Origin of the sequence: Strawberry lethal yellows phytoplasma (CPA) str. NZSb11 (assembly GCF_000397185.1) — a bacterium.
Classification (GTDB): domain Bacteria; phylum Bacillota_I; class Bacilli_A; order Acholeplasmatales; family Acholeplasmataceae; genus Phytoplasma; species Phytoplasma australiense.
In genome coordinates, this window is the sequence record NC_021236.1 from 935,782 (window position 1) to 959,779 (window position 23,998).

Sequence of the window (23,998 nt, forward strand, 5' to 3'; positions counted from 1 at the left end):
ACCAACAGAAGAAACATCAAAACCAAGATTAAGAGGATAAAATTATAATTATAATTTCTTCTACTGACACTTTTTATAACCCCCCCAATCAAACATGCCTCTTTAACGCATTATTTTGCCCCTCTCGCTGTGATTAAATTACAATTAATATTTAATGGATTGATTTATACCCCTTTAAATCCAATTTAGCCTCTAAGTGACCTTCAAAAAACCTTGTAAATACGTAATTTTAATTTTTACAATTTTGGCATAAACTAAAACTGATCATTTTTAAACCTAATTTATACCCCCCCTCAACTAGAGGGGGGGTTTTTATCTCTTCAATCCTCTCAAAATTAAAAATTCCGCATTATTGTGTAAAAAAATTTAATCCATGTCGTTTTATATGCAACTTTTTCATTTTTTCGGCCTATATATATAAATGGAATATAATATATTTTAAAATTCAGTTTTAAATAGATATTAAGACCTCCATTTGGAGGTCATTTTTTTTGCTCATCTTTGGTAAAATCTAAAAAAGAGTTTTATGTTATAATAAAGAAGAAGTCAAACAAGAAATTAAAATAATAATTTCAACTAACTAATTTTAGAATAAAAAAATACCCCACCAAATCAAACATGCCTCTTTAACGCATTATTTTGCCCTTCTCGCTGTGATTAAATTACAAATAAGGTTATTACCTTATTTGTAATTTATACCCCCCTTAAATCCAATTTAGCCTCTAAGTGACCTTCAAAAAACCTTGTAAATACCTACTTTTAATTTTTACAATTTTGGAATAAATTAAAACGGATCATTTTTAAACCTAATTTATAACCCCCCCTCTAGTTGAGGGGGGGTTTTTTATCTCTTCCATCCTCTCAAAATTAAAAATTCCGCATTATTGTGTAAAAAAATGCAACCCATGTCATTTTTATGATGACTTTTTGATTTTTTTGCCCTATCTATATAATGGTATGTTTCTAATAAGGTTAAACAATTTTCTCAAGACCTAAATTTAACTACCATTTTAAAAACAATTCGCATTAATCGAAGTACTTATTATTATTGGCTAAAAATTGAAGAAAAGTTAAAATTAAAACAAACAAAATATTTTTTACAACAAAAAAGAATTAAAGTTTTATGTTTACACCACCAATATTTTTACGGCCATCGTAAAATTACTGATTTATACCAAAAAACTTTCAACGAACCCATTACTAAGAAAAAAGTTTATCTTATCATGAAAGAAAATAATATTTGTTGTAAGTTAAGGCCTAAAAAAAATAAATATTATTATCATAAAAATTTAAAATCTAATCTCCAAGTTGCACCAAATTTAATCAATCAAGACTTTACCGCCTCCCAACCTATGCAAAAATTATTCACCGATATTACTTATTTCCAAACTTCTCAAGGTTTTATCTATTTTTCTGCCATCATCGATTCTTTTAACAACCAAGTTATCGCATCCCATACTTCGAATCGCCAAGATAAAGAATTAATTTTAAATACAATCAAAAAAACTACCTCCATTAAAAGAACTTTGTGTTATCCATTCCGACCAAGGATTAGTTTATCAATCCCTAAAAGTACAACAAACCTTAACTAAAAAAAGGTTTTTAATCAGCATGTCCCGCAAAGCAACCCCACGCGATAACGCCGTGATTGAGAACTTTTTTGGCCAGATGAAAAGTATTTTATTCAACCAGCATCCGTTTTTATTTCAACAAGTTCCATGCAAAATCAAAAAAATAATCAATCGATTCACTTCTTTTTGGAATCATAAATGGCTTTTAACTAAATTAAATACTTTATCGCCTTTAAAATATTCTCAATCTTTTAGATAAATATTTTAATTAATTGACGAATTCAACTGCAACCTTTTTAAAAGAGGTTATTTCACTGTACATTTTTTTAAGTAAAAAAAATAAAAATTCCGCATTATTGTGTAAAAAAATGCAACCCATGTCATTTTTATGGTGACTTTTTGATTTTTTTGCCCTATCTATATAGTGTAAGGATAAAAATTAAAAAAATATCTTTTGAAACTAGCAAATTATACAAAAACATTAGACACTTTTTAAGTGTAATGAAATTACTTTGTTAGTTTGAAAAGATATGAAATTATCTACTTAATTTTAAAGTCTTAAAGAATAATTTATAAATAAAAAGTTGTATTAAAAAACGGAACAGCGCAATTTTGGAAAGTGTTTTTTTGGAAAACAAAGAACAAATTTTTAAATATTTATAAAAAAGCAAAAAACGTTAAAAATAACTGTAATCATATTTTATGATGCAATAAAAAACAATCAAAAAGACTTCCAAACATTTTTAATTCTTTAAACAAGTTTAAAAAAATCTATTTAAAATCTTGAAAAAAAACTACTTTAAAAAAGTTTAAAAAATTAAAGAAAAAAAGTAGCTTTTAAGGCTACTTTGATTTATATTGGCTTAAGAAAGTTATAGTTAAAAAAATCAGAAAATAATATGGTGGCTCCGGACAGAATCGAACTGTCGACACGAGGCTCTTCAGGCCACTGCTCTACCGACTGAGCTACAGAGCCTGGCGGTCCGGACGGGACTTGAACCCGCGATCTCCTGCGTGACAGGCAAGCATGTTAACCACTACACCACCGGACCTTTTTTTTGGTTGCGGGGATAGGATTTGAACCTATGACCTTCGGATTATGAGCCCGACGAGCTACCAAACTGCTCTACCCCGCGGTATATAATATAATTTTTGATGGCGGAGGAAGAGGGATTCGAACCCCCGCGCCCTTTCAGACCTCTCAGTTTTCAAGACTGACCCCTTCAACCGGACTTGGGTATTCCTCCAAAAAAATGGTGGACCCGGTAGGATTCGAACCTACGACCAACCGGTTATGAGCCGGTAGCTCTAACCAACTGAGCTACAGGTCCATGGTAGCGGCAGAGGGATTTGAACCCTCGACCCCACGGGTATGAACCGTGTACTCTTGCCAGCTGAGCTACACCGCCGTTAATTACATTCATTTTAATTTGGTGGAGCTTAGCGGGATCGAACCGCTGACCTTCTGTGTGCAAGACAGATGCTCTTCCAGCTGAGCTAAAGCCCCATCAAATGGTACCTAGAGTCGGACTTGAACCGACACGGCTATAAGCCATGGGATTTTAAGTCCCACGTGTCTACCGATTCCACCATCCAGGCAATCATTATTTCTTTTTTGGTATCCCGTGAAGGATTCGAACCTTCGACACCTTGATTAAAAGTCAAGTGCTCTACCAACTGAGCTAACGGGACATTGGTGCCAAAAACAGGAGTCGAACCCGCGACCTACTGATTACAAGTCAGTTGCTCTACCAGCTGAGCTATTTTGGCATATTGACGTATTTAATAAATTAAAAAAATTTGAATCCAGTATAAAAAAATGGTAGAGGATGAGGGATTCGAACCCCCGACATTCTGCTTGTAAGGCAGACGCTCTCCCAGCTGAGCTAATCCTCTTTATTTATTTATTTAAGCAATTCTTGGCACTCCCTATCTTCGCTCGTAAAACTATTGTCAGTACTAAGGACTTAACTGCTGTGTTCGGGATGGTAACAGGTGTTTCCCCTTAGTTTTATGCACCAAGAATCTTTCAAAACTAGATAAACTCAGTTAAAAAAATCAAAGTCAATGGATCTATTAGTACTAGTCAGCTAAAAAGGTCACCCTTCTTACACCTCTAGCCTATCAACCTGATCGTCTTTCAGGGATCTCATAGGGAAATCTCATCTTAAGGGAGGCTTCACACTTAGATGCTTTCAGTGTTTATCCTTTCTATACATAGCTACTCAGCTGTGGCTCTGGCGAACCAACTGAAACACCAGCGGTATATCCATCCCGGTCTTCTCATACTAGGGACAGTTCCTTTCAAATTTCCAACGCCCACGACGGATAGAGACCGAACTGTCTCACGACGTTCTGAACCCAGCTCGCGTTCCACTTTAATGGGCGAACAGCCCAACCCTTGGAACCTTCTCCAGCTCCAGGATGTGATGAGCCGACATCGAGGTGCCAAACCGCTTCGTCGCTGTGAACGCTTGGAAGCGATAAGCCTGTTATCCCCAGGGTAGCTTTTATCCGTTGAGTCACGGCCCTTCCATTCGGTACCGTAAGATCACTAAGTCCGACTTTCGTCCCTGTTCGACTTGTAGGTCTCACAGTCAAGCTCCCTTATGCCTTTATGCTCTTCAAATGATTTCCAACCATTTTGAGGGAACCTTCGAACGCCTCCGTTACTCTTTAGGAGGCGACCGCCCCAGTCAAACTGCCCACCAAACACTGTCCCTTGCAATCCACTTGCAGAGGTTAGAAACTAAAAATAACAAGGGTGGTATCCCAAGGTTGACTCCTAAAAAACTAGCGTCTTTTAATCACAGTCTCCCACCTATCCTGTACATCTTATTTCCAATTTCAATATTAAGTTGCAGTAAAGCTCCATGGGGTCTTTTCGTCCTGTCGCGGGTAACCGGCATTTTCACCGGTAATTTGATTTCACCGAGGCTCTTGTTGAGACAGCGCCCAAATCGTTATGCCTTTCGTGCGGGTCGGAATTTACCCGACAAGGAATTTCGCTACCTTAGGACCGTTATAGTTACGGCCGCCGTTTACTGGGACTTCAATTCAATGCTTCGTTGCCTGACATCTCCTTTTAATCTTCCAGCACCGGGCAGGCATCAGCCCCTATACATCACCTTACGGTTTAGCAGAGACCTATGTTTTTGATAAACAGTCGCTTGGGCCTATTCTCTGCGGCTTTTAGTATTAATAAAAGCTCTCCTTATCCCGAAGTTACGGAGTAATTTTGCCGAGTTCCTTAACAAGAGTTCGCTCGCGCGTCTTAGTATACTCTACCTTCCCACCTGTGTCGGTTTACGGTACGGGTAGTTAATCAATTAACCCTAGAAGCTTTTCTTGAAAGTATGACATCAATCACTTTACTTTCAAACCTTGTCTTTTGGAATGAGAAAACGGATTTGCCTGTCTTCTCAGACTTAGTTTTTCTACCCCAATCCAATAAGGGGCGTGTTTAGCCTGCTTTGTCCCTCCATCAGTTGATTAACTAGTACAGGAATTTCAGCCTGTTTGCCATCGGCTACGGATTTCTCCCTCACCTTAGGACCCGACTAACCCAGGGAGGACGAACCTAGCCCTGGAAACCTTGGGTTTTTGACGGATAGGATTCTCACCTATCTTTTCGTTACTTACACCGGCATTCTCACTTCTGACCTCTCCACCACTGCTTCCGCTATGGCTTCACTGATGTCAGAACGCTTCCCCTACCACTCAAATAACTAAAAAGTTATTTCAATCCGTAGCTTCGGTATGATGTTTTAGCCCCGATACATTTTCGGCGCAGAGTCATTCGACTAGTGAGCTATTACGCACTCTTTAAAGGATGGCTGCTTCTAAGCCAACCTCCTAGTTGTTTAAACGCCTTCACTTCCTTTGCCACTTAACATCAATTTGGGGACCTTAGCTGACGGTCTGGGCTCTTTCCCTTTTGACCATGGACCTTATCACCCACAGTCTGACTGCTGATTTTATTTGGTAACATTCGGAGTTTGATTGAGTTCGGTACCCCGAGGTGGAGCCCTTGCCCATTCAGTGCTCTACCTTCACCAAATAACCAAATCAACGCTAGCCCTAAAGCTATTTCGGGGAGAACCAGCTATCTCTGGGTTCGATTGGAATTTCACCCCTAGCCACAAGTCATCCAAACACTTTTCAACGTGTCCTGGTTCGGTCCTCCATTTAGTTTTACCTAAATTTCAACCTGCTCATGGCTAGCTCACACCAGTTTCGGGTCTATGACATGCAACTGAAACGCCCTATTAAGACTCGCTTTCGCTACGGCTCCGTTCCTTCAAACTTAACCTTGCTCCATATCATAACTCGCCGGTTCATTCTGCAAAAGGCAAGCCATCACACATTAACGTGCTTTGACTAATTGTAGGCACACAGTTTCAGGATCTATTTCACTCCCCTTTCGGGGTTCTTTTCACCTTTCCCTCACGGTACTAGTTCACTATCGGTCACTAAGTAGTATTTAGCCTTAGGAGATGGTCCTCCCATCTTCCGACAAGATTTCTCGTGTCTCGCCGTACTTGTTGATACCCTAGGTTTTTGCTTACGTTTACGGGACTGTCACCTTCTTTGGTGCTTCTTTCCAAAAGCTTCTACTTGACAAAAACTTGTTAACTAGTGGTGGTATCAGGCTTTTCCGGGTTCGCTCGTCACTACTACCAGAATCGTTATTACTTTCTTTTCCTGCAGTTACTTAGATATTTCAGTTCACTGCGTTTCCTTCCTCTTACGAGGATGATGCATCTTCAATGCAACGGGTTGTCCCATTCGGAAATCCACGGATCTCCACTTATTTACAGTTCCCCGTGGCGTATCGCCGTTAATTGCGTCCTTCATCGGCTCTTAGTGCCAAGGCATCCACTGTGCGCCCTTAGTTCCTTTGATTTTTTTAACCTTTGTTGTTTATCTACTTTTCAAAGAGCTTTTTTTAAGATGTGACCTATTTTATTTGGTGGGCCTAAATGGACTTGAACCACCGACCTCACGCTTATCAGGCGTGTGCTCTAACCAACTGAGCTATAGGCCCTTAATCTTAAAAAAACGAAAAACTTTTTTAAGTCTCTCAAAACTGAAGATGATAACTTTTTTCCTTAGAAAGGAGGTGATCCATCCCCACCTTCCGGTAGGGATACCTTGTTACGACTTAACCCCAATTATCAACCCTACCTTAGACGGCTCCCTCTTCTTGCGAAGTTAGGCCACCGGCTTTGGGTATTGCCAACTTTCGTGGTTTGACGGGCGGTGTGTACAAACCCCGAGAACGTATTCACCGCGACATGCTGATTCGCGATTACTAGCGATTCCAACTTCATGAAGTCGAGTTGCAGACTTCAATCCGAACTGAGACTGCTTTTTTGAGATTCGCCAAAAGCTTACGCTTTAGCTGCCCTTTGTAACAGCCATTGTATCACGTTTGTAGCCCAGGTCATAAGGGGCATGATGATTTGACGTCGTCCCCACCTTCCTCCAATTTATCACTGGCAGTCTTGCTAAAGTCCCCAACTTAATGATGGCAATTAACAACAAGGGTTGCGCTCGTTGCGGGACTTAACCCAACATCTCACGACACGAGCTGACGACAACCATGCACCACCTGTGCTTCTGATAACCTCCACGATATTTCTACCGCTTTGCAAAAGCATGTCAAGACCTGGTGAGGTTTTTCGGGTACCTTCGAATTAAACAACATGATCCACCGCTTGTGCGGAGTCCCGTCAATTCCTTTAAGTTTCATACTTGCGTACGTACTACTCAGGCGGAGTACTTAATGTGTTAACTTCAACACTGGTTTTACCCAATGTTTAGTACTCATCGTTTAGGGCGTGGACTACCAGGGTATCTAATCCTGTTTGCTCCCCACGCTTTCGTGCCTCAGCGTCAGTTAAGACCCAGCAAGCCGCCTTCGCTTCTGGTGTTCCTCCATATATTTACGCATTTTACCACTACACATGGAATTCCACTTGCCTCTATCCAACTCTAGCTAAACAGTTTTTATAGCATCACAACGTTAAGCATTGCACTTAGACCATAAACTTATTTAACCGCCTACGCACCCTTTACGCCCAATAATTCCGGATAACGCTTGCCCCCTATGTATTACCGCGGCTGCTGGCACATAGTTAGCCGGGGCTTATTCATTAGGTACCGTCATAATGGTTTTTCCACCATCTTTTCTTCCCTAATAAAAGAACTTTACGTACCGAAATACTTCATCGTTCACGCGGCGTTGCTCGGTCAGAGTTTCCTCCATTGCCGAAAATTCCTTACTGCTGCCTCCCGTAGGAGTTTGGGCCGTGTCTCAGTCCCAATGTGGCCGTTCAACCTCTCAGTCCGGCTACACATCATAGTCTTGGTAGGCCTTTACCCCACCAACTAACTAATGTGACGCAAGCTCTTCCCTAAGCATACCTCTTGCGAGGTCTTTTAAAGATAAAAAGATGCCTTCTTATCTCCTATCCAGTCTTAGCAGTCGTTTCCAACTGTTATCCTCGTCTTAGGGGCAGATTGCTTACGCGTTACTCACCCGTTCGCCACTAAAGTTTAATTGCTTAAACTTCCGTTCGACTTGCATGTATTAGGCACGCCGCCAGCGTTAATCCTGAGCCAGGATCAAACTCTTCGTTTTTTTGACTTTTTAAACAGACTAGTTAAACTAATTTGTTTAAAAAAATTAATGAATTTAAAAAATAATTTTTCAGTATCATCTTCAGTTTTCAAAGATTAAAATAGTTTTAGTAAAAAATTGTGAAAAAATAAATTAAGAATAAATAATTAAAATATGCAATTTAGCAAGTAACAAATAATTAAAAAATAATTAAAAATTGTTGTTTTTGCTCTCAAAAAATATTTTCAAAGCAAATAAAATCGCAATACCTTTTTTATTATATCACATAAAAAACAAATAGTAAATGTTTTTTTACTTTTTTTTCAAAATTAAAAAAATAATTGAAATGTGACAAAATAATTGCTAAAATAAATAACAAATATCGGGATGGCTGTGAAATTTAATTCTTGCAAATTTTTTCTGTCGAAATTGCGATGCAAAAACTCAAAAGACAATCACTATATAGTAATTTTTGATTAAAGGGTAAAACAACTTTAAAATCAAAACCAACCTACCTAAAAATTATAACAAACATTTTAAGATTTGGCAAGTATAAAAATACTTTTAAGAAATTTTTTGTAGAAATTATTTTTTTGCAAATGTTTTACGATATCGATGAAGATTTTGTTATTAAATTTGTTATCAAAAAAGATCAAAAAAAGATGGCGTCATTATAGTTTAATTTTTAATAAAAAAGGAGGAGGAGGTTTTTTTGTTTGAGGTGTGTCTGGTTGATTTTAGGAGAGCAAAGAATTAAAGGATTTTGTTTTTTTGTTCGAATATGTGTGTCATTCCCTTATTTTTAGATATTTTTTATTTTAAAAATTCCTTCAAACTAAAAAATATAAATGGATAATTACATATTTTTCAATTACCACAACAAATTAATTAAACTAAAAAAAGAATATGATATTTGAAAAATTGGGGTTATTGAATAAAAGGTGTTTTTCAAACTACTTATTAAGTGAATTAACCAAAATATTGGGGTTGCTGAATAAAAAAATGCATTTGGGTTGTTTTGTTTTTTTAAACAAAATTCCAAATTTTAATCATTTGGGGGAAATTTGTTTTTAGATATTTTTATTTTAATATTCTTTAAAACTAAAAAAAAATAATAGATAATTGCATATCGTTTCAAAATAAAAAAATTTAAAAAAGTGAAAAAACGTCTAACAATTTTCAATATTTTATTAATTCTTGAACAAAATAAAAAATCAAAATAAATATTAAATAAAAAAATATGTAAAAAAACTTCAAAAGAAAATTTGAAATTGAAGTGAAAAAATATTATTATAAAATTAACGTAGCTTATTTAAAATGTTGTGTAAAGGAAATATTTGATTTAAATATAAAAAATCATCTACGCCACAATATGATATGTCTTTAGGGTGTAAGAAATTATCCATAAACATTAAAAAAACACTTAAACATCGAAAGGAGTAAATGATACATTATGATGAGTCATTATTAAAAAGAACATAAAAAAAACAAAATTCAAATGTAGGCTGTTAGCAAAAACAAACACTAGGTAACTTTTTTTCTTTTTTTAAAATTCTTTGTTTTAAAAATTTGGGATGATGAAATAATTAGGATAATTTTTGTTTTTTTAATCTTTTTTTATCTTCTCATTTATCTTATTTTGAAGTTTTTTTATTTTCTAACTTTTTTTAACGAATTCTCTTAAAAGACAAAAAAATGTTTTTATAAAAAGTTTGAAAATTGTTTTTTAATTTCATCGTTTGGCATTACACTCCTTTCTAAAAACATTTTTAGAAAGGATACGAAAGTTATTATTTTTTTGAGTTTCAGGTACAAAAAAAGACCGACTAAAAAATAAGTCAGTCCTAAATTTTTTGAAAAAATAAAAAATTGTCTTAAAGAATGTAGCATCACATATACAAAAATCGTCCTAAATGTTGAAATATCCAAGTATTTTCAGATAAATACACTTATTTTGTGGATAATTTGTTCCGCCTAATTTTTGTAAGTTAAGGTAGTTTATCTATTAGATTTCTTTTCCTGAGGTTGGATCTAATTCTGTGATGAAAACGCTTGTTTTGCATCAAATTTGAATTTGGTCTATTGAATTTCTTGACCAGTTTCAGGATTGAATTTTTTGGTGGAATCAACGGTTTTGCCGTCGGATTTGTAATTAATTTCTTCTGTTTTTTTATCTTTGTCGTTGAATTTGGTTTGTTTGGTTAATTTTCCTGTTTCAGAGTTATATTCATATTTAATGGTTTCCTTAATTGTTTTGCCGTCATCGTTGTAATTAATCTCTTCTGTTTTTTGATCTTTGTTGATAAATTTGATTTGTTTGGTTAATTTTCCTGTTTGGGGGTTGAATTCAAATTTGCACAAAATTAAGCCATCAAGGTTGTACTGAATTTCTTGGGTTCGGTTTTTTTGTTTGATAGTTGAATTCAATGGTGTATTTGGTTTGTTTTCCGTCTTCGTAGTATTTGGTATATTTGATTTTGTTGCCTGTTTTGGAGTCGAATTCGGTTAGTTCGCTTTGGTTGCTTGTTTCGCGGTTGAATTCAATGATGTAGTAAACAGTTTTTCCGTCTGGTTTATAATGGGTGTATTTGGTCCTGTTTGCTGTTTGGGGGTCGTAATTATAGGTGTACCAAAGTAAACCGTCTTTGTTATGTTGGGTATATCTGATTTGTTTGCTTGTAGTTTGGTCAAAATCTGTGATAAACTTTGAGCCGTCTTTGTGGTGATAAGTTGTTTTGATTAATCTTCCTGTTTGGGGGCTAAATTCTTCAATCGTCTTTGATCCGTCTATGTGGTAATAGGTTTGGTTGGCCTTTTTGCCTGTTTTAGGGTCTGATTCGGTGATGGAATCAATTGTTTGTCCGTCGGATTTGTAATTGATTTTTTTTGTTTTTTGGCCTGTTTGGTTAAATTCAAAAATAACATCTTTTGTTTTGCCATCAGATTTATAATTGGTTTGATTGATTGATTTACCTGTTTGGGGGTCGTAATCAATAGTATAATCAATTGTTGTGCCATCGGGTTTGTAATAGATATCTTGGATTTTTTTACGAGCTTCATTGTATTTATATTTAATACAGTTTAGGATATAGGGAATAGGAGAATCGCAATTAAAATCATAGTCTTGAGGCACTCCTGGTTTAATTGGCGGCTTGTTTGTGTTGTAATAATGGTTAATGGAAATATCACTCATATAATGATTGTAAGATATAGGATTGAATAAATCACTAGAAAATTTTTGGTCATCTAACCACCAAGTGTCATAAATCAATCCTTTGTTATAACTATAATAACATTGCCTACCAGTTTCGTCATAAAAAGTTTTAGGTGATGTTCCGAATTCTTCTCGTATCCTAGAAGGAGTGATAGAAATGGTGGGGGTCAAAAAGCAATTGTCTTTCCATCGTGCAAGTTCACTATTATATTTTTTTATTTTGGGTGTATCTAATTTGGAGGTGATTTGGCCTGTAATTTCGTTTTGGGTTTGGTTTGGGTGTTTGGTGGTATAATTGGGGTTTGAGTGTTGTCATGCATAAAAAGGCAGAAAAAAATAATAAAAATTAATGCAACCGTGATAACGGGGAAAAGTCTCTTTTGCTTATTCAAAAGACATCTCCTTTCTTGTCTTTAAAAAGCTAGTATATGTTTTTATTATAACACAAAAAAACAAGTTTCTTGCTTGGGTTATAATATTTCTGACAGTTTTTTTGTCTTATTAATGACGGAAATTTAGTGTCAAAAACAGGAGGCATGCCTAAGATATTATGATTACAAGTACAGATGATTTCCCAATTGATCTCATTTTTCCTTGAGGTATTTTATTTTTTAATCCCTTTAATTTTTATTCTTCTTTGTCATATTGTTTTTTTTGTTCAAATATGGTTTTTTAAAAATTGGGTTGTTGAATAAAAGGTATTTTTTCAAACTACTTATATGTTAGGGTGTTTTGTTTTTTTTAAAAAAGTATTTTTTGAGAGTTGCGATTGATTATTGTTAGATGAATGTTGTTTTATCAAAGACGTAGGGAGATTGATTTTTCTGTTTGGGGGTTGTATTTTGATGTATTCAATTCCTTGGATTTCATCGCCTGTGGTGGGATTGTATTTAACAATCAGATAAATTTTTTATCATCTTAGCGATAGTGGGTTTCTTTGGTTGTTTTCTTGTTTCAGGATTATAATTATGGATTTACCAAAGTGATCCAATTTTGTTATGTTGAGTATATTTTGTTTTCATTCTTTTTTTGTCATATTTTTTTGTGCAAATATGGTTTTTTAAAAATCGGGTTGTTGAATAAAAGGTATTTTTTCAAACTACTTATATGTTAAGGTGTTTTGTTTTTTTAATCTTTTTGGTTTTACTGCTTTTTTTATCATATGGTTTTTTTATTTCTTTCTTTTTGTTTTTGAGTTGATTGAAAGAAGGGGGTTAGATTTGATGTTATTTTAGACTTTTCTTTTTTTAAAATCCAAATACTTTTCAAAAATTAAATCTGTTTTTATATAACTAACTTTTTTTCAAAAAACAACAAAAAAATTGAGGTGATAATAAGGAATTATAGGGAGAAAAGCGAAAAAATACTCTTTTTTTATTTATCAACCCCCACACATTTAAACATTAAAGAACCAAAAAAACCAAATTAACTTTATTTTTTAAAAAACAACAAAAAAAATTTAAGACAAAAATAAGGAATTACAGAGATTCAAAAATAAAAAAACACTCTTTTTTTCAACCTCCCTGAAAACAATATATAACCATTTTTTCAACAAAAAAACAATCAACAATTATTTTTTTAATAATTATTAATTGCATAAAAATGTTATAATATATGCAGTTATTAATAAAGAAAGGACTCCAAATTTTGAAAATCTTTGATTACAATAAATTAAAAGACTTAAAAATTCCACACGACATCGCAAATATATTAAATAATATTTCACAATATCAAGGTCGCCTAGGTTTATTCATTCAACAAAATAAATTAAAATCCCTTGATAATTTAATGATGCAATCAAAAATATTTTCAATAGAATCATCTAACAAAATTGAAAATGTTTTCACCACCAACAAACGATTAAAAGAATTGTCTATTAACAAAATCAAACCTATCAATAGAAATGAAGAAGAAATTGTGGGATATAAAAACGTTTTGGATATAATTAATGAAAACTTTGATTCAATTGAAATAAAACCTAATTATATTTTACAAATGCATCGCATTTTATATGATTACACAAATATTGATGGAGGGACTTATAAAAAAACTCAAAACTACATAACTCAAACATTAGCCAATAACGAAACAAAAATACGTTTTACTCCTATAGAACCTTATTTAATTTCCATTAAAATGGAAGAATTATGCAATACTTTCCAAGAAAACTTCAACAAACCGCAAACAAATAACCTCATCTTGATTTTTAATTTTATTTTTGATTTTGTCTCCATCCACCCTTTTACAGACGGAAATGGGCGTATCCAAAGGTTATTAATGACCCTTTTGTTATATAAAACAAACCACGTCATTGGAAAATACATTAGTTTAGATAAAATCATTGAATCAAGCAAAGAAACATATTATGAAACTTTATTATCAAGTTCTTATAATTGGCACGAAAACACTAACGACACCACCCCTTTTATAAGATATATGTTAGGTATTTTATTAAATGCTTATAAAACTTTTGAAAGAGCCGTTATTTTTCCTCATCTCCAAAAATTAACCGCGAAACAACAAATTGAATTAGTTTTTAAAAACACTTTATTAAAAATGACTAAAGCCAAAATAATTGAATTATTGCCTCACATAAGTCAAACTACAATTGAGCTTTATTTGAACCAATTACTAAAAGAAAAATACATTACCAAAATCAATAATAATAAATTCAGCTATTACATTAAAAATAAATAAAATAAAAAAAATTAAAATATCGCATTCTGAAAGAAAAAAAAGACAGAGTTAATAATGAGTTCTAAATTTTTTTTAAAAATTAAAAAATATATAAGTTTTTATAAAGTCCCAATTTTTCGTTTTAATAAATAAATTGCGGGGGGTTATCATTGCTTATTTTCTTTATGATTAAATTGTTTTTTAATTTTTAATTTGAGTTTGATATTTGGAAGTAATAAAATTAGTTCAAGTTTTAATTGGGGGAAGTGTGGAAAAAAATGATTTTGACGGAATATTGATAGTTATTTTTTCAATTTGTTATTAAACTCCGCACCATACTTTAGTTTTTTAAAAAGTACATTTTGTTTTTTTAAGCTCGTTTTTTCAAAGCAGCTATTTTCCTTTTTTTAATCTTTTTTTCTTAATTTTTTTCTCAAAACAAAAAAACCAAACTACGTTAATAAGTAGCTTGGAAAAAGATGATTTTTTTATTCAGCAACCCCAATTTTTAAATAACTATGTTTTTTTGATTCATTTTTTATTGTTTATTTGTAAAGTTTGTTTATTTTCTTTTGAATCTTTTTTATCTTCTCGTTTCTTATCATTTATCTTATTTGAAAATTTATTTAATTTCTGACTTTTTTTAGATCCGCTCAATATACTAAAGATGACTAAAAAAAATTTAATTGTATCATTTTTAATTGAGGCAAAAGTTTATTCTTTGTTTTTTCCTAAACTCCAAGCAAACGCAAATTTGAGGTTTTATTTCTTCGCCTTTATTTTCTTTTGAATCTTTTTGTTTTTTTATTGATTCAAGTTTTTAATCTTGTTTATCTTTTTCTAATTTATTTTTTATTGTTTATTTTCTTTATGATTAAATTGTTTTTTAATTTTTAATTTGAGTTTGATATTTGGAAGTAATAAAATTAGTTTAAGTTTTAGTTGGAGGAGTTTAGAAAAACACCTTTTAATTAAGCAACCACAATTTTTAAAGAACTATATTTTTTTGATTTGTTTTTTTATTGTTTTTTTGTAAAGTTTATTTATTTTCTTTTAAGTATTTTTTATCTTCTTGTTTCTTATCATTTATCTTATTTTAAAATTTATTTATTTTCTAACTTTTTTAGTTAAATCTTCTGAATAAAAGGAGGATTTTTTTAATTATGGTATTTTTTAATTGAGATAAAAACGTTTTTATAAAAAGTTTGAAAATTGTTTTTTAATTTCATCGTTTGGCATTACACTCCTTTCTAAAAACGTTTTTAGAAAAGATACGAAAGTTATTATTTTTTAGTTTTGAGTACAAAAAAAGACCGACTAAAAAATAAGTCAGTCTCTAAAGTTTTTTTGAAAAAATAAAAAATTGTCTTAAATAATGTATCATCACATACAAAAATCTTCCTAAATGTTGGAACATCCAAGTATTTTCAGATAAATAAACGAGTTTTAGTGGATTTGTTCCCTATAATTTTTACATTGAAACAACTTATTTATTGATTACTTTTCCTGTTTGTGATCGTATTCTTTAATGTAATCCCTCTCTCCATTTGCTTTGTATTGGGTATGTTTGGTTTTTTTGCGTGTTTTAGGGTCGAAATCTTCAATGTAATCCAATTTTATGCCATCTGGTTGGTATTGAGTATATTTGATCTTATTGCGTGTTTGGGGGTCGTATTCATAAATGAAAGTGTTGTGTGTACCATCTTTGCAATAAGTTGATTTGATTAATTGTTTTTTTAAGTCGTATTCTCTAATACGCTTTGATTTATCAGGGTTAATTGTAGTATTTGATTGATTATTTTTTTCGTTGCTATTTTCAATCTCATTTAAAACATTAACATCTTGAATATCTTGCGAAATAATCATTTTATATGCTTTTTTTAAGTCTTCTTTGTTGATTAAAGCTCTTCTGGTGTTCCCTTCGCTTCTGGTTCTAGCAAAAACGGAAACAGTTGTTTTTAAGATGTTTTCTAAAGTACGATTAGCTCTAAAAAATTGTTGTTCTTCTGGCAATCTTTCTAAAGCTTCGTTGATGACATCAAGCAAGTAAATTATTGCCTCAGGACTCCAGTATTGTATTAATTGCAACATCAAAAAACAAGTTTTTATTGATGTTAGATGTTACAGTTTTACGTTTTGTCAAGGACGAGGGAAAAAAGATTTTTTAAGCAAAAAAGACGGCTAAATTTTTTTACAAATTACAAAAACTACGTTAAAAAATTGTCATGAGTGTTATTTTTTTATCTATCTATAAAACATTTATTTTTTCTTAAAAAATTTTAAAATGGGGGCAACAATATTGCCAAGAAGGTTTGTTTTTTTGGGTTTGAGTGGTGGTTGGATGTGTTTGTATTTAAATTTGATCTGTCTTGAGTCTTTTGGTTTGCAAGTTTGATTGACTGTTCTTGTGAAAGTTTCGGTTTATTTTCGGGGTCATAAAACTCTTTAAATTCTTCTCCTTCTTTATAAACTGGCGTGCATTTGATATCAAAGTATAATTGAAAATCTAGATTGGTTGTGTCTTGTGGGTCTTTTTCCTTAAATTCTGGTAATTTATGGTATTTAAAATTGGCTTTAAGTTTGTAAGTGACTTTATCGTCTTTTTGTGGGGGTTTGTTTTTGTCGTATTTATAAATCATTGGAGGGTTTTTTTCATCGTATTTTTCCCATTTATTTATTATTTTGTATGGGTTGAATTCTTCCCATTCTTCTTCCTGTTGATTTGTTTTTAAGTCACATATTTTATTTTTTTCTGGGTCATATTTTTTTGGTTCATATATTTTTATGGTGCAAGATTTAGAAAAATCGTATTTATCTGATCCAATTGCGATTTCTTGTCCAAATTCTACAATTTTAATGTCTTCTTGGATTTTTAAATAAATATCTGTACCTACATCAAAACCATTTAACTCTAAGGTAACATCAAAATAATAATCAATTTCTGATGTGGAGTTTTCTGATGTGTATTCGGTTTGTTCTTTGTCTTGCAAGTAGGTGTCAGGAATCAAGATTTTGCCGTATGGTGTGTATTTAGTTATTTTAGATGTTACAGTTAGTCCATTTTGTAATCTGATATCCAATACAGTTTGGTCGTATAATGAAAAATTATTTAATGCCAAAACAAACACTGAAACAAAGATTGAAGTAATGAAAAAAAACAATTACGGCATTAATTACTTTGGTTGTTTTTTTCATAATTTTTTACTCCTTTGTTTGTTGTTTGAGGGATAGAAAAAAATCCTTGAAAAGTTTTTTTGTCATTTTGTTTTGAGTTTGATTTTATAATTTGGTTTTTGGTTTTGTAATTATTTAATTTAATTTTGCTTAAATAAAAAAAATGTCTAAAAATAGTTAAAAAAGTATGTCTCAATTATCCACCAAAAAAACAAGTTTTTGGTTAAGATAAAGTTTTATACAGTTTTACGTCTTGTTAAGGACAAAAAGATAACTAAAAAAAACAGCTCCTTATCTTTTTTTTTGACATTATTTTTGCATTAAATAACTAGTATATGTTTTCATTATAACACCACATAAAATAAAAAACAAGTTTTTTAATTAAGATGAAAAAAATTTATAAATTATATGGCTTTAAGAACGTGAGGTATTTTTTTGGTCTTTGGTAGTGAGTTTGGCGTTGTTTAAAAAAAAAAATTTAGGTTTTATGTAGTTAAAAATTGGAAAAATTAGAAATTTAGTTTTGTAATTGGGATTTTTCATTAATGCTTTGAAGGGTATAAAAAAAAAAGACCCATTAAAAATGGGTCATCTTTTTTGAGTTTAACGGTTTGGGGTTTTAATTATTAATAAATTTTTTCTTGTTGCAATAACTTAAAAAATTTTAATTTAAAATATTTTTTTGATTTTGTTTTTAGTATCATTATTTTATTCAAAACCCCAATATTTTGGAGCATTCACTAATTATGAAAAGCCAACATTAATCCATCGATTGATCCAATCCCAAAGCCGCCAAGAGTTTTTAGGCAAACTTAACCGAAAAGATATATTTTTAATTTAATAAAATCTTTGGTTTTTAAATTAAAAAAATTAGCCCTCTAGCTTGAGGGCTTTAAGTATTTCAAAAAAATCTTTTTATTAAATTTTTTGTTGTTGACAAATTTTTTTGGTTATAATAATAGTAAGTTAATACAAGATAACGTTTTAGAAAATGATGACAAATATTTAGGAATAAATTTTTGCTTTTCATCATCGGAAAAATACTTTTGTTTATTCAAAACCCCAATATTTTGGATCATTTTACCGCTCTTTTTTGTTTTTTTAAAAGAAAAAAGAGACTTAAAAAGTCTCTTTGGTAGTTTCTTTAATTTCTAATTGTTTATGAATTTTATCTAATAGTTTATTGTTAAACTTATGTTGTTTTTCGTTATGTAAGTTGCAAAATTGTTTCGTTAACTCTACTGCCTCATCAATAATTAAAGCATAAGGAGTTTTGTTTTCTAATAGCTCAAAGGTAGCTAAACGAATAATGGCTTTGTCAACTTTATTTAGACGATTTAACTTATAATTATATAAATTATTAATAATGATTTCATCAATAAAGGGGAGTTTCATAATAATTTTTTCAAAATCGCTTTGAAGTTTTTCTTGACTAATTTTTTTCAAGTTATTGCTATAAAAATCATATTGATATAATAATTTCATCATTTTGATACGCAATAACCTGGATTTTTTAAAGCGTTTATGATTATTCATTATAATGATTTTTGAGATTAGTTTCTACTTGGTTCCAATCTATGACGTTAAAAAAAGCCTCAATATAATCAACTCTTCGGTTTTGATAACTTAAATAATAAGCATGTTCCCAAACATCTAAAGCTAATAGAGGTTCTCCTTGATTAAAAACAACATCTTGATTAAAAGTAGAAGTAATTTCTAAACGACCTTTACGATTAAGAATGAGCCAAGCCCAACCACTCCCGAAAATAGTTTTGGCAGTATTTGCAAAATTATTTTTAAAGGTTTCTAAAGAACCAAAATCACGGTTAATTAAATCTTTTAAAATTCCTTGAGGTCCTTGACCATGGTTTAATTTAAGGATGTTCCAAAAAAAACTATGATTAAGATGACCGCCGCCATTATTACGACATGTTTGTCTAATGTCTTGAGGAACTAAAGATAAATCAGTTAACATTTCTCTTAAAGAAAGGGTTATTTGAGGATGTTTTTTTAAAGAATCGTTAAGGTTGTTGACATATGTTTGATGATGCTTAGAATAATGAAGTTCCATTGTTTTTTTATCTAAAAATGGTTCCAAAGCGTCATATTTAAAATTTAAAGGCGGCAAACTAAATTGCATTTTAAAAAACTCCTTTTTGTTTTTTCAAGAAAAATAAATGGTTTTAAATCTTTTTTTCTAAAGCTTTGAGTCCTGCCAAATTAAGAAGGCTCCAAGGTTTATTAAAATGAGGTTGGAAGAAAAAGTCTACAAAAGCTAATTGTTCAACTGTCATTTCGTTTTGAATACAAACACTTAAAGTGTTTATTTTTTCAGTTAAATCCATTCGAGAAACGATTTGACCACCTAAAATTTTACGAGAATCTTTGTCAAAAACTAATTTTAAAGTAACTGTTTCAAAATCAGGCATAAATTCAGGTCGGTTAGCGTCTTTAATGGTAACAGTGTCATAGTTTTTTCCTAATTCTTTGGCAACTGTTTCTGTTAAACCAGTAGAAGAAATATTTAAATCAATGATTTTGATACCGCTTGTTCCTTGGGTTCCTAAATATTTAACTTGGTTTTTCATCAAATTTAGACCAACAAGTGTTCCCATTCTAACAGCATTAGTTGCTAAAGGAATATATTGGGTGATTTTTTTAGGGTTGGAATAAACATTAACACAATCCCCACAAGCATAAACATCAGGGTTTGATGTTTGCATATATTCATTAACTATTAAAGCACCATTAGGTAAGGTTTTTAAAGCTTGATTAAATAATTTAGTGTTAGGTTTGAATCCGATACACATAATAACCATTTCAGTTTCAAAAGTGTCCTTGTCGGTTTTAACTTTAGTAACTAATCCATCTTTTGTTTCAAAACCGACTATTCTTTGTCCTAAAGCTAATTTAACTCCATGATCGGTTAATTCTTTTTGAGCTACATCAGTAAATTCTTCATCTAAATATTTAGGCATAATACGAGTTTCGGCATCAATTAAAACCACTTCTTTTTTTCGCAAAGCAAAAGCTTCTGCTAATTCAACTCCAATATAACCGGCTCCAACCACTGTTATTTTATTAACTTTTTGACTATAAGAAATAATTTCTTTAGCTTGATTAAAGTTTTTAGATAATAAAACGTTTTTGCTATGAATTCCTTCAATTGGAGGAACAACCGGCCATGATCCTGCCGCAATAACTAATTTATCGTAATTATCTTTAAACTCTTGTTTGGTTTCTAGGTTGCAAACCAAAACTTCTTTTTTTTCAAAATCTATTTTTAAAACGTCATGTTGTAATTTGGTATTTATTCCCATGTGGATTAATTCTTCAGGGTTGGAATAAAAAAGTCCACGACTATCTTTAACAACTCCGCCAACATATAATGCAAGTCCACAAGAAAGGAAGGAAATATTATCATTTCTCTCATAAACTACAATATCAGTTTGGGGTGATGTTTTTTTAATAGTTTTGGCCGCTGCAGTTCCTGCGTGAGTGCAACCAATAATTATAACTTTCATAATAAACTCCTTTTAAAATTTTATTTTGCTTTCAAGTTTCTCTTAAACTATACACTTTTAATTATACAATAAAAAAATAACTAAGTTGACAAAACAAATAAATTTTTTTTTTAAAGCTTTTTTTCTTTTTGTATTAAACATGAGCTAAAGAATAATTGTTGAGTTCGGGAGATGGTGGGAAGATGACGTTAGACATTTTTGATTCAAAAAATATTTTTTGAAACTAAAAAAATAATAGATAATTTTATATTTTTTAAAAGCAACAAAACAAATAAATTTTTTAAAGCTTTTTTTCTTTTTGTAAAATTAAAACCATAGCTAAAGAATAATTGTTGAGTTCGGGAGATGGCGGGAAGATGACGTTAGACATTTTTGATTCAAAAAATATTTTTTGAAACTAAAAAAATAATAGATAATTTTATATTTTTTAAAAGCAACAAAACAAATAAATTTTTTAAAGCTTTTTTTCTTTTTGTAAAATTAAAACCATAGCTAAAGCATAATTGTGAGTGTGAGTGATGGAAAGCAAAACTCTGTTTTTCCATTGTGGGTTTTCTAAATAAGGGGCGTTATTGGAATCATTTAAAATTGACCAATCGTGATAGTTTGATTGAGAATTATTGAGGTTTTGGGCGGTCAAAGCTTTAAAAAGAGCTTCTTTGGCGGCCCACCTTCCTCCTAAAAAAGTTAATTGCCTTTCTTGATTGCAGAAAGTAAGAAAAAATTTTTTTTCTTGAGAAGATAAAATTCTTGTTGCAATAACTTGAATGCCTATTTTTTGAATTTTTTTGATTTCAACCAAATCAATACCGATATTTTGAACATTCATTGGAAACTTCTTTCTTTTAAATATTATGATTATTTTTGATTAAAAGATAAAATCACATATTTTACGCTTTACTGTTTTGTTTTTAAGACTTTTTTGAAATAATTAAAAAATGGTGAGGTTTGATTCCGCTAACCTGAGTGAAAAAACAATTTTTCCAGACTGTTTTTTTAAAAACTTTACAATCCCTCCGCTATATAAGTACAAAAAGTTAAAAAAATGTTTGCAAAATAATTTGCAAAATAAGAAAATAATCTGCTACTTTATTTTATCATTTTGTTTAAAAAAACTTAAAGTAAAATAACTTGTTTTAAATGAGGCTTAAATTGCAAACTTATAAATATTTTTTTCTTTTATTTAAAAACTTATTTTAAGCAACAAAAAAAACATTTTTAAAAGTTATGCACAATTAAGTTTAATTTTTCCTAAGTGGTTAAAAAATGTTCCTAACTTAAATTGATACATCTTTTTTATCATATAAAAACTAATTTTTTAGCAATAAAAAAAGAAAAAGTTTTTTGTTCCTAACTTTGTTCCTAAATTGTTCCTAACTTAAAAAAATCAACTTTTTGTTCCTAAATTGTTCCTAAAAATTAAATAAAATTGAAAAAAATAGTAAAATGTTTTCAAAATTCATTAAAAAAATAAAAATTTGTTCCTTAATTTTGCATAAAATATTTCTTAATTGTTCCTTAATTGTTCCTTAATTTTGCATAAAATTAACTAAAAAAATAGTAAAAATCAGCCGAATTTATATTTAATGAAAAAAAATTACGACTACCAATAATAATAAATAATAATAAATAATAATAAATAATAAAATGTTATTAAAAAATTAATTAAAAAAATTAATTAAAAAAATAGAAAAGGTTATTTGTTTTTTTTGATCTTTAATTATTTTTTTGAATGCAAAATAAAAAATTAGAAGAAGATATCAAAAAAGAAGAAAGAAAAATTTTTGAATAAAATAAATACAAAAAAAGTTTAACAAATGAAAAATTAGATTTTTTTATTGTTTAATGATAAAATTATGTATATTAGTGCCCTATATTATCCAAAGAATGAAAATAAAAAAAGAGAAAAAAACAATTGACTAAGAAAAAATTGAATAAGAAAGAAAAATGGATTATTTATATATTTATATCCATTGTATTTTTTGCACTCATTACAAGTTTATATATTTATTTTTATTTTAATAACTTAAAATACACCGTTTACAAAAATGATGGATCAAAGTTTATTTTTGAAGAAAACTTAGTCAAAGGAATTAGAATTAAATCAACCGGTTACAACCCCAACAAAATAATAGAATTCAATATTGAACGTGACCCAATTACAGGAAAAGAAACCAAAGAAACTTGTTACAGACAAGATGGAACAATTAAATACATCACCGAATACGACATTGAAACAGGTAACGAAACAAAACGTACCGACTACTACAAAGATGGCAAAACAAAAGATGTTATTTTTGAATTTAACCAAACAGGAAAATTAACCAAATCAACTTGGTACAAACTCGATGGCAAAACAATTAAATTCATCACAGAATTTAACCCAATTACAGGGAAAGAAACAAAATTAACCAAATACAAACCAGATGGATCAATTGATTACATCACTAAATATGAATACGACCCAACCACAGGCGAACAAATTAAAAAAACTTATTACAAAGAAGATGGAACAATTTGGGGAATAGAAGATTACGAAAGCGAAACAAAAAAACAGGACCAAATAAACAATTTAAACCAATAATTATTTAAAACAAAATAAATGGTCAATCCTGCCATTATTATTTTTTAGTAAATATTTCTTTAAATTAATTAAATAATCTTCAATATCAAAATTGATATTAATGAATTAAAAAAATCTTTTTTTGAAACATCAAAACGACCCCATAAAATTAAGATCGTTTATTTTTTTGTTTTTTTAATTCTTTTTGCTTTAAAAAAAATTAAATATCATTATATAGTTAACACATATTTTAAGTATTTTTAAAATTAATTTTTTTACTGCATGTTTTTTTAAACAAAATGATAAAATAAAGTAGCAGATTATTTTTTTATTTTGTTATTAGTACATTTTTAGTTTTTTTACTTATATAGCAAAAGAATAAATTAAAAAAATTATCATACATTTAGTAAATTATGAAAAAAATAATAAAAAAAGTTTAATTAATTTGTTTTGTTAGTTTTAAAGAATATTAAATCAACTATTTAATTTTAGTTTTGAAAAATATTTTTAAATTAAAAAAAGTCTTTAAAAACGAAACAGTAAAATAGTTTCTAAAATTAACTAAAAAAATAGTAAAAATCAGCCGAATTTATATTTAATGAAAAAAAATTACGACTACCAATAATAATAAATAATTAATAAAGGTATCAA

11 protein-coding genes, 12 tRNA genes, 3 rRNA genes and 1 pseudogene are annotated in these 23,998 nt (G+C 30.4%); 3 read left to right on the forward strand and 24 right to left on the reverse strand.

Annotation, left to right across the window (positions count from 1 at the left end; genetic code table 11):
* Window positions 1-971 precede the first annotated feature (971 nt).
* Window positions 972-1,830, forward strand: a pseudogene (locus SLY_RS05175) (IS3 family transposase); the annotation flags it as partial.
* A 641-nt stretch (window positions 1,831-2,471) separates the two neighbouring features.
* Here the strand turns inward: SLY_RS05175 and SLY_RS04650 are convergent.
* From SLY_RS04650 to SLY_RS05445, 18 genes are all read right to left on the reverse strand, one after another.
* Window positions 2,472-2,547, reverse strand: a tRNA-Phe gene (locus SLY_RS04650).
* Window positions 2,548-2,623, reverse strand: a tRNA-Asp gene (locus tag SLY_RS04655). It abuts the tRNA gene before it with no gap.
* A gap of 7 nt (window positions 2,624-2,630) precedes the next feature.
* A tRNA-Met gene (locus SLY_RS04660) sits at window positions 2,631-2,707 on the reverse strand.
* 20 nt (window positions 2,708-2,727) lie between these two features.
* A tRNA-Ser gene (locus SLY_RS04665) sits at window positions 2,728-2,818 on the reverse strand.
* 7 nt (window positions 2,819-2,825) lie between these two features.
* Window positions 2,826-2,902: transfer RNA gene (locus SLY_RS04670), tRNA-Ile, on the reverse strand.
* A 1-nt stretch (window position 2,903) separates the two neighbouring features.
* Window positions 2,904-2,980 (reverse strand) — tRNA-Met (locus SLY_RS04675).
* 22 nt (window positions 2,981-3,002) lie between these two features.
* Window positions 3,003-3,078 (reverse strand) — tRNA-Ala (locus tag SLY_RS04680).
* Window positions 3,079-3,084: 6 nt separating this feature from the next.
* Window positions 3,085-3,170: transfer RNA gene (locus SLY_RS04685), tRNA-Leu, on the reverse strand.
* A gap of 17 nt (window positions 3,171-3,187) precedes the next feature.
* A tRNA-Lys gene (locus SLY_RS04690) sits at window positions 3,188-3,263 on the reverse strand.
* Between the two features lie 2 nt (window positions 3,264-3,265).
* A tRNA-Thr gene (locus SLY_RS04695) sits at window positions 3,266-3,341 on the reverse strand.
* 50 nt (window positions 3,342-3,391) lie between these two features.
* A tRNA-Val gene (locus SLY_RS04700) sits at window positions 3,392-3,467 on the reverse strand.
* Between the two features lie 21 nt (window positions 3,468-3,488).
* Window positions 3,489-3,594 (reverse strand): 5S ribosomal RNA (gene rrf, locus SLY_RS04705).
* A gap of 32 nt (window positions 3,595-3,626) precedes the next feature.
* Window positions 3,627-6,476: ribosomal RNA gene (locus SLY_RS04710) — 23S ribosomal RNA — on the reverse strand.
* A gap of 65 nt (window positions 6,477-6,541) precedes the next feature.
* Window positions 6,542-6,618: transfer RNA gene (locus tag SLY_RS04715), tRNA-Ile, on the reverse strand.
* A gap of 68 nt (window positions 6,619-6,686) precedes the next feature.
* Window positions 6,687-8,217: ribosomal RNA gene (locus tag SLY_RS04720) — 16S ribosomal RNA — on the reverse strand.
* The 16S, 23S and 5S rRNA genes sit together here with 12 tRNA genes alongside, the layout of an rRNA operon.
* Window positions 8,218-10,275: 2,058 nt before the next feature.
* On the reverse strand, window positions 10,276-10,623 hold the full coding sequence (locus tag SLY_RS04725; protein WP_235043272.1) for a DUF2963 domain-containing protein: 348 nt from the start codon (window positions 10,621-10,623) through the stop codon (window positions 10,276-10,278).
* Window positions 10,568-11,581 (reverse strand): DUF2963 domain-containing protein, encoded by a 1,014-nt coding sequence (locus SLY_RS04730; RefSeq protein ID WP_015638390.1) that lies wholly within the window; start codon window positions 11,579-11,581, stop codon window positions 10,568-10,570. The genes SLY_RS04725 and SLY_RS04730 overlap by 56 nt, the downstream gene beginning before the upstream one ends.
* A gap of 59 nt (window positions 11,582-11,640) precedes the next feature.
* Window positions 11,641-11,802: a hypothetical protein gene (locus SLY_RS05445; RefSeq protein ID WP_015638391.1), complete on the reverse strand. Its 162-nt coding sequence runs from the start codon at window positions 11,800-11,802 to the stop codon at window positions 11,641-11,643.
* Window positions 11,803-13,024: 1,222 nt separating this feature from the next.
* On the opposite strand from SLY_RS05445, the gene SLY_RS04735 reads away from it, so the two are divergent.
* A complete protein-coding gene (locus SLY_RS04735; RefSeq protein ID WP_015638393.1) occupies window positions 13,025-14,107 on the forward strand; it encodes a Fic family protein in 1,083 nt (360 codons plus the stop codon).
* A gap of 1,476 nt (window positions 14,108-15,583) precedes the next feature.
* Here SLY_RS04735 and SLY_RS04740 read toward each other — a convergent pair.
* From SLY_RS04740 to SLY_RS04770, 6 genes are all read right to left on the reverse strand, one after another.
* Window positions 15,584-16,177 (reverse strand): DUF2963 domain-containing protein, encoded by a 594-nt coding sequence (locus SLY_RS04740; RefSeq protein ID WP_235043273.1) that lies wholly within the window; start codon window positions 16,175-16,177, stop codon window positions 15,584-15,586.
* Between the two features lie 188 nt (window positions 16,178-16,365).
* Window positions 16,366-17,166 (reverse strand): hypothetical protein, encoded by an 801-nt coding sequence (locus tag SLY_RS04745; RefSeq protein WP_235043274.1) that lies wholly within the window; start codon window positions 17,164-17,166, stop codon window positions 16,366-16,368.
* Window positions 17,167-18,379: 1,213 nt separating this feature from the next.
* A complete protein-coding gene (locus tag SLY_RS04755) occupies window positions 18,380-18,748 on the reverse strand; it encodes a transcription antitermination protein NusB (protein WP_235043275.1) in 369 nt (122 codons plus the stop codon).
* A 40-nt stretch (window positions 18,749-18,788) separates the two neighbouring features.
* Window positions 18,789-19,400, reverse strand: coding sequence for a superoxide dismutase (locus SLY_RS04760; RefSeq protein ID WP_012359262.1), 612 nt, complete (start codon window positions 19,398-19,400; stop codon window positions 18,789-18,791).
* A gap of 43 nt (window positions 19,401-19,443) precedes the next feature.
* Window positions 19,444-20,784, reverse strand: coding sequence for an FAD-dependent oxidoreductase (locus tag SLY_RS04765; protein ID WP_012359263.1), 1,341 nt, complete (start codon window positions 20,782-20,784; stop codon window positions 19,444-19,446).
* 454 nt (window positions 20,785-21,238) lie between these two features.
* Window positions 21,239-21,613, reverse strand: coding sequence for a holo-ACP synthase (locus SLY_RS04770; protein ID WP_015638403.1), 375 nt, complete (start codon window positions 21,611-21,613; stop codon window positions 21,239-21,241).
* A gap of 1,086 nt (window positions 21,614-22,699) precedes the next feature.
* Here SLY_RS04770 and SLY_RS04845 point away from each other — a divergent pair.
* Window positions 22,700-23,368 carry a DUF2963 domain-containing protein gene (locus SLY_RS04845; RefSeq protein WP_015638404.1) on the forward strand — a complete coding sequence of 223 codons (669 nt, stop codon included), beginning with the start codon at window positions 22,700-22,702 and terminating at the stop codon, window positions 23,366-23,368.
* Window positions 23,369-23,998 lie beyond the last annotated feature (630 nt).